General features: G+C 65.9%; 15 protein-coding genes. 11 read left to right on the forward strand and 4 right to left on the reverse strand.

Annotated elements, in window-relative coordinates:
* Positions 1 to 88: 88 nt before the first annotated feature.
* Positions 89 to 1009 carry an EamA family transporter RarD gene (rarD, locus tag AB0M95_RS21595; RefSeq protein ID WP_363767274.1) on the reverse strand — a complete coding sequence of 307 codons (921 nt, stop codon included), beginning with the start codon at positions 1007 to 1009 and terminating at the stop codon, positions 89 to 91.
* 139 nt (positions 1010 to 1148) lie between these two features.
* Between rarD and msrA the strand changes: the two genes are divergently transcribed.
* From msrA to AB0M95_RS21615, 4 genes are all read left to right on the forward strand, one after another.
* Entirely contained in the window at positions 1149 to 1811 is a 663-nt protein-coding gene (msrA, locus tag AB0M95_RS21600) for a peptide-methionine (S)-S-oxide reductase MsrA (protein ID WP_363767277.1), read from the forward strand.
* A 26-nt stretch (positions 1812 to 1837) separates the two neighbouring features.
* On the forward strand, positions 1838 to 2137 hold the full coding sequence (locus AB0M95_RS21605) for a hypothetical protein (RefSeq protein ID WP_363767280.1): 300 nt from the start codon (positions 1838 to 1840) through the stop codon (positions 2135 to 2137).
* 386 nt (positions 2138 to 2523) lie between these two features.
* Entirely contained in the window at positions 2524 to 2835 is a 312-nt protein-coding gene (locus AB0M95_RS21610; RefSeq protein WP_363767283.1) for a hypothetical protein, read from the forward strand.
* Positions 2811 to 3227 (forward strand): PIN domain-containing protein, encoded by a 417-nt coding sequence (locus AB0M95_RS21615; RefSeq protein WP_363767286.1) that lies wholly within the window; start codon positions 2811 to 2813, stop codon positions 3225 to 3227. The genes AB0M95_RS21610 and AB0M95_RS21615 overlap by 25 nt, the downstream gene beginning before the upstream one ends.
* 275 nt (positions 3228 to 3502) lie before the next feature.
* Here AB0M95_RS21615 and AB0M95_RS21620 read toward each other — a convergent pair whose 3' ends face one another.
* The gene (locus AB0M95_RS21620; RefSeq protein WP_363767289.1) at positions 3503 to 4228 is read right to left on the reverse strand and encodes a MerR family transcriptional regulator; all 726 of its coding nucleotides are present in this window, start codon (positions 4226 to 4228) and stop codon (positions 3503 to 3505) included.
* 62 nt (positions 4229 to 4290) lie between these two features.
* On the opposite strand from AB0M95_RS21620, the gene AB0M95_RS21625 reads away from it, so the two are divergent.
* From AB0M95_RS21625 to AB0M95_RS21640, 4 genes are all read left to right on the forward strand, one after another.
* Complete coding sequence (locus AB0M95_RS21625) at positions 4291 to 4953, forward strand: hypothetical protein (protein WP_363767292.1); 663 nt, start codon at positions 4291 to 4293, stop codon at positions 4951 to 4953.
* A gap of 68 nt (positions 4954 to 5021) precedes the next feature.
* Entirely contained in the window at positions 5022 to 5150 is a 129-nt protein-coding gene (locus AB0M95_RS21630; protein ID WP_363767295.1) for a hypothetical protein, read from the forward strand.
* Between the two features lie 143 nt (positions 5151 to 5293).
* Entirely contained in the window at positions 5294 to 5758 is a 465-nt protein-coding gene (locus tag AB0M95_RS21635; RefSeq protein ID WP_363767298.1) for an excisionase family DNA-binding protein, read from the forward strand.
* 2 nt (positions 5759 to 5760) lie between these two features.
* A complete protein-coding gene (locus AB0M95_RS21640; protein ID WP_363767301.1) occupies positions 5761 to 6312 on the forward strand; it encodes a PIN domain-containing protein in 552 nt (183 codons plus the stop codon).
* A gap of 270 nt (positions 6313 to 6582) precedes the next feature.
* Here AB0M95_RS21640 and AB0M95_RS21645 read toward each other — a convergent pair whose 3' ends face one another.
* Together AB0M95_RS21645 and AB0M95_RS21650 are read right to left on the reverse strand one after the other, a co-directional pair.
* Positions 6583 to 7107, reverse strand: a complete 525-nt coding sequence (locus AB0M95_RS21645) for an NUDIX hydrolase (RefSeq protein WP_363767304.1) — start codon at positions 7105 to 7107, stop codon at positions 6583 to 6585.
* Positions 7108 to 7149: 42 nt separating this feature from the next.
* Positions 7150 to 8496, reverse strand: a complete 1347-nt coding sequence (locus AB0M95_RS21650) for a transcriptional regulator (RefSeq protein ID WP_363767307.1) — start codon at positions 8494 to 8496, stop codon at positions 7150 to 7152.
* Positions 8497 to 8762: 266 nt separating this feature from the next.
* Between AB0M95_RS21650 and AB0M95_RS21655 the strand changes: the two genes are divergently transcribed.
* From AB0M95_RS21655 to AB0M95_RS21665, 3 genes are all read left to right on the forward strand, one after another.
* On the forward strand, positions 8763 to 9221 hold the full coding sequence (locus AB0M95_RS21655; protein ID WP_363767310.1) for a hypothetical protein: 459 nt from the start codon (positions 8763 to 8765) through the stop codon (positions 9219 to 9221).
* Positions 9218 to 9565, forward strand: coding sequence for a hypothetical protein (locus AB0M95_RS21660; protein ID WP_363767313.1), 348 nt, complete (start codon positions 9218 to 9220; stop codon positions 9563 to 9565). The genes AB0M95_RS21655 and AB0M95_RS21660 overlap by 4 nt, the downstream gene beginning before the upstream one ends.
* Before the next feature lie 382 nt (positions 9566 to 9947).
* On the forward strand, positions 9948 to 11225 hold the full coding sequence (locus tag AB0M95_RS21665) for an IS256 family transposase (RefSeq protein ID WP_363767325.1): 1278 nt from the start codon (positions 9948 to 9950) through the stop codon (positions 11223 to 11225).
* The last annotated feature ends 362 nt before the right edge of the window (positions 11226 to 11587 follow it).

The raw sequence follows: 11587 nt of genomic DNA on the forward strand, positions 1-11587 counted from the left end.
GGTTCTACGGCTTTCGCGTCCGTTCTGCGGCCTTCCTGGAGCCGGCTCGCATTGTTGCGGGCCCAGGTGCAGGGCGCTCAGATGGTACTCAGACGGACTCCAGGGCTGGAGTCCCGCTCGCGGCCTGCCGCCGGGCCGCGTGGGCGTTGCGCAGGCCTTCCCAGCTGAACACGGCCAGCGCCAGCCAGATGATGACGAATCCGACCCACCGGCTGGGCGGCATCGTCTCGTGGGCGACCAGCACACCGCAGAGGAACTGCAGGATGGGGGCGATGTACTGCAGAAGCCCGATCACGGTGAGCGGCACCCTGATCGCGGCGGCGGTGAACGCCATGAGCGGCACCGCCGTCACCAGGCCCGCGCCCGCGAGCAGCGCGGCGTGCCCGAGTCCCTCGTGCCCGAACGTCGACGTCCCCTGCGCCTGCAGGAAGATCAGGTACGCGAGCGCCGGGAGCAGCAGGACCAGCGTCTCGATCGTCAGACTCTCGGCCGCGCCCACGTTCGCCGACTTCTTGACCAGGCCGTACGTGCCGAAGCTCACCGCGAGCACGAGTGCGATCCACGGCGGGCGGCCGTAGTCGACGGTCAGCACGATCACGGCCAGCGCGCCGAGCCCCACGGCCACCCACTGCCAGGGGCGCAGCCGCTCCCGGAAGACCATCACCCCGAACAGGACGCTGACCAGGGGATTGATGAAGTAGCCGAGCGCGCTCTCGACCACGTGTCCGGCGTTCACCGCGTAGATGTAGACGCCCCAGTTGACGGACACGACCGCGGCGGCGAGCGTCAGCAGCGCGAGCTTCCTGGGCTGCCTGATGAGTCCGCGGAACCAGGACCAGTGGCGTCGTACGGCCAGGACGGCGAGTACCGCGACCAGCGACCAGACCATCCGGTGGGCGAGGATCTCGACCGCCCCGGAGGGCTTGAGCAGTGGCCAGTAGAGGGGAAACAGCCCCCACATGGTGTAGGCGGCGATGCCGTACAGGACCCCACGGCGCGAATCAGGCATGTAGCCCATTTTCACTACTGACAGCCTTTATCACAAATAAGTAGGTCTTTACTGTCTCTTAAGAGATGCTAACCAGAGGGAACAAGGCGGCGGCCCCCATGGTTGCCGTGTCTGCACGAACACTCGACGGAGGTGCACGATGGGCTGGCTCTTCGGTAACAACAAGACCTCGATGGTCTCCCCCGAGGAAGCGCTCCCTGGACGCAGCGTGACGATGCCCGTCCCCGCACGCCACGCCGTCCTGGACGCCCCCCTCGCCCCGCCCTACCCCGAGGGCACCGAGATCGCCGACTTCGGCCTGGGCTGCTTCTGGGGGGCCGAGCGCAAGTTCTGGCAGACCCCTGGCGTCGTCTCCACCTCGGTGGGCTACCAGGGCGGTTACACCCCGAACCCGACGTACGAGGAGGTCTGCACCGGCCGCACCGGTCACACCGAGGTCGTCCGCGTCGTGTTCGACCCGAACCGGGTTTCGTACGAGGAACTGCTGAAGGTCTTCTGGGAGGCGCACGACCCGACCCAGGGCATGCGCCAGGGCAACGACGTCGGCACCCAGTACCGCTCGGCCATCTACACCCACGGCCCCCAGCAGCAGAAGTCCGCGGAAACCTCCCGCGACGCCTACCAGACCGTCCTCACCCAGGCCGGCTACGGCGAGATCACCACAGAGATCAAGCCCGCCCCCGACTACCACTTCGCCGAGGAGTACCACCAGCAGTATTTGTTCAAGGTACCGAACGGCTACTGCGGGGTGGGAGGTACCGGGGTCTCCTGCCCGGTGGGCATCGCGCCTGCGGGTGAGTGAACCGGGAGGTCTTCAACGAGGTCTCCGTGCTGTTCGCCGAGCAGTGCGGACTGAGCTACCCCGATGATCTGATCAGCGTGGAGATCTACGGGTACCCCATGCTGTTGATCGACAACGACTTGGCGGGGTGTGTGACCAGCTACGTAGGTCACAGGCGAGGCGTGTTGGACGCTGATCAACTTCGCATCGTCCGGGAGTGCGCGCGTGACCTACGTGCGTTGGTCCCACGACTTCGCCGACGTGAAGGCCGCATCTATGCCGCACGCTGGCTACACATCGCCGAACTGATCATGAGCGATACCCCCGAAGAGTGCCAGTTACGGTGAGTAACGACGGCGAGAACCTTCTCTACATGGTCTAGGGCAGCCCGCTTCGCGGCCTGCCGCGCGCTCCAGACGGTCGGCGGGCCGGGCTGCGGCTCTCCGAAATCGGGTCTTAGGTGCGCTGGTGATGAACTCCAGGACTGCTGCCACCGCGTGACGCAAGTCATCTGTGCCTGCTCTGTGACGGGCCTGCTCCAACAGGCGTTCGAGTGCCCAGTCGGAGCGGATCTTCATGGTGCCAAGGATAGGAAGGTGGGTTGACATTTGCGGCTCTCGGTCCTGGGGGGCCAGATGAGGTGCTTCGTCCTCAGGCCGTGTCGGTGACGCGCCCATCTCGCTCTCTGGGGCATGGCGAGCTCATTTGCTACTTGAAGTAGTAAGATGAAGGGGTGAGTGAGTCCGAATTGGAATTCCCTCTTGGGGAGGGACCTGCTACGAAGGTCAGCGTCTCCTTGCGTGCCGGTAACGTGCGAGCTGTACGAGAGCGCGTCGGTGCGCGTGGTTTCTCTGCCTACGTGGATGCGGCTGTCGAGCGTCAGATCGAGCGAGACCTGCTGGAGGAGGCGCTGCAAGTCAACGAGAGTGAGGCGGGTCCTATCCCGCAGGCCTTCCGGGACGAGGCAGCCGAGCTGTTCCGTAGCGTGAAGTCCGCTACTGAACTCCAGGAGGGGGAGGAATGGCGCGGGCGCGAAGCAATCTGAGTGCGGGCACGGTACTCCTGGACTCCGAGGGGCTGTCAAAGTGGTGTGCCGCGGACCAGCGGGTCACGGCGATCGTGCGAGAGGCGCAGAGCAACGACTTTCGCGTCGTTGTCAGTGCGATGACACCAATCGAGGCTTTCGACATCCGGGTGAAGAACGATCGGCTCCGGTGGCACCTGTCCAGGCTTCGGGTCGAGGCCGTCACGGAGGAGATCTCTCTGCACGCCCTTGAACTGCTCCGCGCCAGCGGTCTCCATGGGCACAAGTACGCGATCGACGCGGTCGTGGCGGCCACCGCGCTGCGATCGGTCAAACCGGTCATAGTCCTGACCTCAGATGAAGACGATTTGCTGAAGCTGTGCGGCAAGACAGTGAGGATCGTGAGCGTCTGACCAGCCTTCGTGCGTAGGGGATTAAGCACCTGCTGCCTCAGAGCGACCGCTACCACCAGCAGTACCTGCACAAGGTCCCCAACGGCTACTGCGGCCTCGGCGGTACCAACGTCAAGCTAGGTGACCCGTCCGAGTGGGGCGCCTGCCAGACGGGCCTGGTCCCGACCGAGGAGTAGCTTCACAGATCTCGCCGGAGGGCTCGCGCTCAACTCCTGGGCGTGAGCCGTCCGGCTATCCGGCCCCGGTTCGGCGAGCGGGAGGCGTGTGCGGAGCGGTCAGGCCGAGGGGGTGTGTCGTTGGGGGCGTACGGATACTTCAAGGACGACGGCGTGGGCGCCGTCGGCGTCGACGAGGTGTTCTTCCACGGTGGGGCCGGTGATGGCCAAGTGGTGGCGGTGCAACCAGCCGAACAGGTCCTGCCCGGCGCGGACCACGGCTGTGGAAGGCGGAACGACGGCTCGCACGACGGCGCGAGCGGGCAGGGTGAGTCGCTCGCCGTCGTGATCGGTGGTCACCGCCGCCGTGAACCCGTCGGTGGGCTGCCCGCGCAGCCAGGTCAGCAGGGTCGCCGGCGGTGCCGGGCATAGGGCGGCGAGCTCGGATGGATGATCGAGGCGCAAACGGCGTACGCGTAGGCGGCGAGAGCCCAATGTAGTTTCCTGGGGCAGGATCGACATCGGTGTGGCAAGGCGGTCCTCGGCGTGAGCCGCGGCGGCGGCAAGGGCGGCGATGTCATGCTTGATGCCTGTCACGATCTCGGCCAGGGCCTGCCGCAGCTGTGCCTCAGGAGCGTCCAGCAGATCGGCGATCTGGCGTAACGGCAGGCCGAGGCGTTGCAAGCCGCGGATGCGTTCCAATCGTGACAGCTCGGCCACAGCGTACCGGCGATAGCCGGTGGATCGGTCTACCGTGGCAGGAGGCAGCAGTCCGATCTTGTCGTAATGGCGCAGGGTCCGTTCGGATACGCCGACCATGCGCGCCAGTTGCCCGATCCGCCACACCCTGGCTCCTCTCCCCGGCATGTTGACTTTGTCCCTGCGGCAAGGTCCTACCGTCACCGTCCATGACCGATTCGAACCCTCGGACCCGGCTTACCGGTGTCCTGCTGTTGACCTCGTTGGTGGCCATGATCGCCGGTGCGGCCATCGTGGTGCCATCGGGGTTGACCCTGAATTCAGCCGGCCCCGATGCTGTGCTGGCCGCGGTGGGTGAGCAGTTCGGGCTGCATCTGACCGAGTTGACCTTCGACGTGCTGGGCTGGCTGGCACTGACCGCGGCCGGGCTCGTGATGTCCGCTCGCTCCGCCCAGGCCCCCGGACCGCACCTGGTGACGCTGGCCGGCGGACTGCTGGCCGCCGCCGGGCTGGCAGGCCTGCTTCATGACGCCGGGAACCTGGCGCTGACCCAGTTGGCCGCCGACCCCACCGCCCCGGCGGTCGTCACCGTGGCCTGGGTGGTACTGCTCACCGCCAAGTGGGCGGTCAACCTGGCCGGGCTGCTGTGGGTCGCCGCCACCGCCGCCGCAGCGGTCGGCGTCCCGATGCCGACAGGGCTCCGCATCGCCGGTGCGGTCGCCGCGATCTCAGGTTTGGCCGCGGTCGCGCTTCCGTGGACGACCGGGACCGATGGGCCGACGGTGGCGCTGGAACAGCTCGGGTACGCCCTCCACCTGCCGATCATGATTTGGTACGGGGCGCTGGGCTTGCGGTACCTGCGTAATCGGTGACTGGCGCCCGTGAACCTGTACGCCCTTCTGCCTGGGCGGCTCCGAGCGAGGCACCGACCGCGAGCCAGGTGACCTCTCCAGCCGGTTGGGCGAAGAAGATCCCCCTGCTGTTGGAGAACCCCGAGGCCGGCTACCCGTTGGGTGGGGAGGTGACCGGCTTTCGCAACGCGCTCGCCGCGGCGGCCCTGAGGGGGTAGCAGGCATGGTGGCGCGGGGAGCTGGTCAGGTGATCAAAGCCGGTGATTGACTCTTCCCATGCGCTTGCTCGCTGTTGGGGAGTAGGATCAACGGTTGCGTCCTCGTCGAATATTGCGGATACTGCGATAGGAGGTGGATGACTGTGACTCCCATCACGCAGGTCGGCTCGGTATCACCTGGAGCCGTGGACCCGGAGAAAGCAGCGAGAGCACTGCGCCGTATCAATGACTATCTGGTCCATAGCGCAAGTGACACCGATGAGTTCGAGATCCTTGTGGAAGGCGGCGGTGACCAGGCTTTGGTGTTGCCTCGCCAGGCGGTGGAGATGTTCGCCTACATCCTCGGTGCGATGGCTCGGGGGCAAGGCGTCCAGATCCTCCCACTCAACGCTGAACTCACGACGCAGCAAGCCGCAGATCTCCTCAACGTCTCCCGTCCTTATCTCATTGGTTTGCTCGAACGTGGTGAGATCGACTATCGACGCGTCGGTCGCCACAGGCGGATCCGGTTCGATGCTGTGATGGAGTACATGCGTCACGACGATCTCAAGCGCAAAAGTGTCGTGGACGAGCTGTCGCGGCTCGGTCAGGAACTTGGTGACGACTGATCATGGTTCCGGTGGTTGTCTACGATGCATGTGCGCTGTACGGCAACACCGTGCGGGACTTGCTCATTCGAGTTGGCCGGGCACGTCTCGTGCAGCCCAGATGGACGTATCAGATCCTTGATGAGCTCGACCGTGCATTGGCGAAGCGGCCGGCCGCGACGGACGCTAAGCGTCAACGACTGCGGACGCTGATGCTCCAGGCGGTGGCCGACTGTCTCGTCACCGACTTCGAACCCTTGATCGACGGTCTTAAGCTGCCGGATCCGGATGACAGGCACGTGCTGGCCGCGGCGATCAAGACTGGAGCGGAGATCATCGTCACGTCTAACCTCCAGGACTTTCCCGCTGAGGTGCTCAGTTCATGGGGTATCGTCGCCAAGTCTCCAGACGAGTTTCTTCTCGACCTTATCGACATCGCCGACAGGGTTGTCTTCTCCTGTGTGCAGCAAATAGTTGACCAGCGGATCAACCCACCCGAGACTCTGGATGAAGTGTTGAGGCAACTTGAGCGTGGCGGGTTGGTAGAGAGCGCTGCCGCGTTGCGATTCGGTTGAGTGCGTCCGACCTGAACCAGGCCTTCAAGTGTTCGGGACTGTAGTCAACCAGAGCCGCCGTCGGGCCACGCTGAACTGCGTACCAACGTCAAGCTAGGTGACCCATCCGAGTGGGGCGCCTGCCAGACGGGCCTGGTCTCGACCGAGGAGTAGTTCCACAGGTCTCGCTGTACGGCTCGCGCTCAACCCCTGGGCGTGAGCCGACCTGCTGCCTGGCCCTGATCCGCAAATCGCCTGCCGGGTCGGCTCGTTCCGGACTTTGGCCGACTCCTATATCTCGGTGAGGGCGTAGAGCAGCGCGGCCATGCTGGTGCCACTCACGAGTTCGCCCTTGCCGACCAGCCGGGGCACGTCGCTCAGCGGTACCCATTCGACGCGCTCGGCCTCCCAGCCCTCGGTGGGCGGGCCGATGTAGGTGGCGCTGCTGGCATGGAAGATGTGGTGGACGGAGTCGGAGATGCCGTTGGTCGGCTGGACTTTCACCAATGGGCGCAGCACCCCGGGCCGCCAGCCGGTCTCCTCCTCGACTTCGCGCGCCGCGGCGCTGGCCGGGTCCTCCCCGTCTTCGATCTTCCCGATGGGAATCTCCCATCCCCAAGAATCGGTGATGAAGCGGTGCCGCCAGATCAGTAGCACCCGGCGCCGTTCGTCGGTGACCACAGCTCCGGCTCCGGGCGCAGTGCGGATCAACCGGTGGTCCAGATGCCTGCCGTCGGGCAGCTCCACATCCGCAACCCGGATGTCGAGCCACGGGTCGGTGTAGAGAGGCTCTTCGGAGTTGACCTGCCAGCGCATGCGGCGTACTCCCAGCGTGGTTGCCCGATCTGGGGTCCCACGCTACAAGGGCACGCGTGCCTGCTGGCGTACCCGTGTCAGAAAGCCTTGGACCACACGGGCGTCGAAGGGGCGTAGCGCGTCGGCCACGGTGGCGACTCGTTCGGCGATGCGCTGGGACTCCATGCCTTGCGCGCGCTCCAGCATGGTCTCGGCGGTGGCGACGGCCCGGTCCAGTTCGCGACGCTCGGCCAAGACGAGGGCGAGGGTGGCGAGCCGGTGTGTCTGGCCGCGTAGGTGGCAGGTGCCAGCGTGCCTGAGCGCTTCCTCGGCGTAGGTCTGAGCCGCCATGAGATCACCGAGTCGCCGCAGCGCTTCGGCGTGCTGGCATTCCAGCAGACCCGGTTGAACGTAGCCCGTCTCGGGTGGTTCCTCCGCTTGTCGGATCTGAGCCGCTGTGGTCTCCGATCGCCGCATGTGCGCATGACAGCTCGCCCGGTCTCCGACCCGTGCGTATGCCTTGGCCTGGAGTATGTGAAGGTCGGTCACCAGAGCGGGACTTAGATGATCGCGAGCTGTCCGCAACGCGGTCTCGGCGTACTGGATCACATACCGGTGCCTCGCCTGCGACATGGCCTGGTTGGCCAGCAGAGCGACCACGTAGCCGCCGAACGCCAGGCTGCCGGATGCCTTGGCCATGCGCAGAGCATGGAACAGGTAACGCTGGGAGAGCGCCTGACGGTCGGAGTCGTAGGCGCAGACGCCCGCGAGCGCGACCAAGCCACCGGCTGCCCGGAACAGCTCTCGTCCTGCTTGATCGTCATGGCTGCCCTTGAGCAGCGGTGTCACGTTGGCGTTGAGAAATGCCACGATGCGCGGGCGTACGGGCACACCGCCGACTCGGCGGTACATCTGCTCGTAGCGAGCGCGCGCGTCCTTGAGCACCTGCACGTCGTCCCTGCCTACTGGGTACGGTCCTCGGCGCGAGATGTCCAGCTCATGAGGCGGGTTCTCCCATTCGAAGACGGGCGCGATGGCCGCCGGTCCTTCGATCATCGTGGCACTCGCCAGGAAGGCCTTGTCGACGAGGTCTCCGCGCCACAACGCGACCGCCTGGTCAATGGCCTGAGGCAACCCTGGCTCGTCCGGCTCGATCCGATTACGAGTCATGCCAATGTCCGAGAGCGTCAGAGTCCTCCCGACCTTACTCCCGATGATCTGGCAAATGATCTCCGGCACGTTGCCGCGGGGGATGGCCCTGTCCCTGATCCATCGGGCGATGGCGGTGTGGTCGTAGCGTGTCGGGCGCCGGGCGGTGGCCGTAGCCGCGTTGATGCGAGTGGCGAGCCCAGCGTGCGATATCGCCGCTTCGGCGAGCAGCGCGTCAAGCAGGATGTTCGGCTCGCCCATCGGCCTGCCTCCACGTCGGCGTCCACCTCTCCACGGAGTGTAATCAGAATGTCACGCACGAGGCAGGTCGTCGCGTCCGCGTGGTCCATCACGACTGGATCGCTTTCACACGGGGTGTGAACCGAGTCCCACAGCCTGGGCTGCTCACGCCCTTATGCCGCCACGCCGTCGGGCATTCCACTGGCCGCACCCGCACAATAGGCGGACCCGCCGAAGCGACGCGACTCGTTCGACGGGTCCTCAACCGCACGCTGGAGGTGCGATCCGTGGACAACCTTAAAGCCGGCCACGACGAGCGACACGAACCCGACAAGCCTCAGATGAGCACTCCCACCGCCCGACCCGCGACCGACGACAGGGCGGTCACCGAGGCCGCGGTGGAAAAGCAGGACAGGGCCCTGGCCGTGGTGCAGCGGCTTCTCAAGGAGCGGGGTATCGGTTCCCGCCGCGATCACAGGATCAGTCTCGGGTTGTTCGCCCATCGGATCGACGACGCCGCTTGGCCAGACCGTACGATCCCTTGGTCGTGGACGAGGCAATACCCGCCCGAATTGGTCGTGACCGATGCCAAGGGCCAGCACACGGCCACGGTCACCATCGAGCGACGTTCGGGCCGGTACCTGCTGGTCCTGCACGGTAGCCACGACTCCGAGCCGGTGAGGGTACACGAAGCGGAAAGGGTCGCGGCTTTGATCACGCGAGCTACGACGCCGGCGTCGCCATGATCGGACAGCAGCACCGGCCACCCGTGATCACTGCCATGCTGCGGCTCCCGGACACTCCGGCGGTACGCGCTGCCGAACAACTGCGGCTGACTCTCGCTCATCACGGGATCGGCGCCAGGGTCTACGGGGGATACGGGCTGGCACTCCTGATGGTCGGTCCCGCGATCGTGTGGTGCGACGGGCAGCGCTTCTGGTGGTGCGCGGGCTGGGATGCCCAGCGACGTCGGCCGATCTACGGCACACAGCAGGTCGGCCAGACGGAGCGCACCGCGCGGCGCGTCGTCTTCCACTGCACCCGTCTTCACGAGCGGCAGCCAACGCAGCCTCCAAGGCGCGCGTTATGAGCGATCCCGCGGAGTGTGTAGGTCCACACGTGGCCATAGATCAGCACGGTCACGCAGTGCTCGACGGGTCGGCTTCCCATCACGTGAACGAGCGAGGGCGTCCGATCTTGTGGACCAGCTTTTGCCGGGCAACGGTGTATGAGCTGCGCCGGGGCGGCGGGCGGGCGTTCATTCGCCGGACCGTGCAACTCGACGGCGGGCCAGTGGTGCACGAGACGCCGTGCTGGTCGACCGGTTGGGCTCGGTGGGCCTAGAGAGTTTCAAAGGCTGGTGTTATGTCAGGGCGGTTTGAAGTCCAGGCGGGGGACTGTACGGTCTTCGGTGTAACTCCTGATCAAGGAGAACACCTCTGATGAGTACTGTGATCCAGGCATCGGCAGCGATGGACCTGGAGGACGCCGCGGTGGCAGGTAAGGACACCAAGCCCAAGCCCACGGATCGGGAGCTGGTGGCCAAGCTGGTCGATCAGGCCCGCGCCGAAGGGCTGGAGCTGGTCGGTGAGAATGGGCTGCTGGGCCGGTTGACCAAGCTGGTGCTGGAGTCGGCGCTGGAAGGCGAGATCACCGACCATCTCGGCTACGACAAGCACGACCCGGCCGGCCATGGCAGCGGCAACTCCCGTAACGGCAAGCGCTCCAAGACCGTGCTGACCGACGTCGGCCCGGTGGAGCTCAGCGTGCCACGGGACCGCGACGGCAGCTTCGAGCCGAAGATCGTGGCCAAACGGCAGCGGCGCCTGTCGGGCGTGGATGAGATGGTCATCTCGCTGGCCGCCAAGGGGCTGACCACCGGAGAGATCTCCGCTCACCTGGCCGAGGTGTACGGGGCCGAGGTCTCCAAGCAGACCATCTCCACCATCACCGACAAGGTGCTGGAGGGCATGGCCGAGTGGCAGAACCGGCCCCTGGACCCGGTCTACCCGGTGATCTTCATCGATGCCATCCACGTCAAGCTGCGCGACGGCCAGGTCGCCAACCGGCCCATCTACGTGGCCCTGGCGGTCACCGTCGACGGCGAGCGCGACATCCTCGGTCTGTGGGCGGGCGACGGCGGTGAGGGCGCCAAGTTCTGGCTGCACGTGCTGACCGAGATCAAGAACCGTGGTGTCGGGGACGTGCTGATGATGGTCTGTGACGGCCTCAAGGGGCTGCCGCAGGCGATCGAGCAGGTCTGGCCCCGGACGGTCGTGCAGACCTGCATCGTTCACCTGCTGCGCGCCTCGTTCCGGTACGCCGGCCGCCAGCACTGGGATGCCATCGCCAAGGCGCTGCGGCCGGTGTACACCGCCCCCACCGAGGCCGCCGCGCTGGAGCGCTTCATGGAGTTCGCCGAGGCGTGGGGCGGCAGGTACCCGGCGATCGTGAAGCTGTGGGAGGACGCCTGGGCGGAGTTCGTGCCGTTTCTGTCCTTCGATGTCGAGATCCGCCGGGTGATCTGCTCCACCAACGCCATCGAGTCGGTGAACGCCCGGATCCGCCGGGCGGTCAAGGCCCGCGGCCACTTCCCCAACGAGCAGGCCGCGCTCAAGTGCGTCTACATGGCGATCATGAGCCTGGACCCGACCGGCAAGGGCCGCAAACGCTGGATCACCCGGTGGAAGGCCGCCCTCAACGCCTTCGCCATCACCTTCGACGGCCGCATGACCCCGACCACCCGATAGAAACAATCAACATCGAGTTACACCGTTGGCTGGACAGACCCCCGCGCTCCAAGCGGATATGATCACCCCTATCTCGGCGCCTCAGTCTTCGATACAGCCACCGGCCGGAGCCGCGGCTTCCCCTCTGAACAACATTAAGGCGATCGAAAAGCGATCCGCTGCCTTGGCCTCGACCGGGAATCCCTATGGGCTCGCCGAGTGCCATCGCGTACCGAGAAGTGAGTTCGGCACACAAGGGATCGGCGCCGCCAAGGATCGCTACAACTCCCAGGGCCCCGGCGTGGAATTGTTCTGTCTCGATCCGTCCCGTGATCAGATGTTGTAGACAGCGAAGGCGGCATCGTGGTCGAGAAGGTCGCGGC

It is taken from the genome of Sphaerisporangium sp. NPDC051017, assembly GCF_040683095.1.
In the GTDB taxonomy this organism is placed as follows: Bacteria; Actinomycetota; Actinomycetes; order Streptosporangiales; family Streptosporangiaceae; genus Sphaerisporangium.

Coding starts and splice junctions, on each gene's coding strand:
- AB0M95_RS21650 (WP_363767307.1), bottom strand. CDS start 8,496: ATGGGCGAGCCGAACATCCTGCTTGACGCGCTGCTCGCCGAAGCGGCG.
- AB0M95_RS21660 (WP_363767313.1), top strand. CDS start 9,218: ATGATCGGACAGCAGCACCGGCCACCCGTGATCACTGCCATGCTGCGG.
- AB0M95_RS21640 (WP_363767301.1), top strand. CDS start 5,761: ATGGTTCCGGTGGTTGTCTACGATGCATGTGCGCTGTACGGCAACACC.
- msrA (WP_363767277.1), top strand. CDS start 1,149: ATGGGCTGGCTCTTCGGTAACAACAAGACCTCGATGGTCTCCCCCGAG.
- rarD (WP_363767274.1), bottom strand. CDS start 1,009: ATGCCTGATTCGCGCCGTGGGGTCCTGTACGGCATCGCCGCCTACACC.
- AB0M95_RS21645 (WP_363767304.1), bottom strand. CDS start 7,107: ATGCGCTGGCAGGTCAACTCCGAAGAGCCTCTCTACACCGACCCGTGG.
- AB0M95_RS21625 (WP_363767292.1), top strand. CDS start 4,291: ATGACCGATTCGAACCCTCGGACCCGGCTTACCGGTGTCCTGCTGTTG.
- AB0M95_RS21665 (WP_363767325.1), top strand. CDS start 9,948: ATGGACCTGGAGGACGCCGCGGTGGCAGGTAAGGACACCAAGCCCAAG.
- AB0M95_RS21615 (WP_363767286.1), top strand. CDS start 2,811: ATGGCGCGGGCGCGAAGCAATCTGAGTGCGGGCACGGTACTCCTGGAC.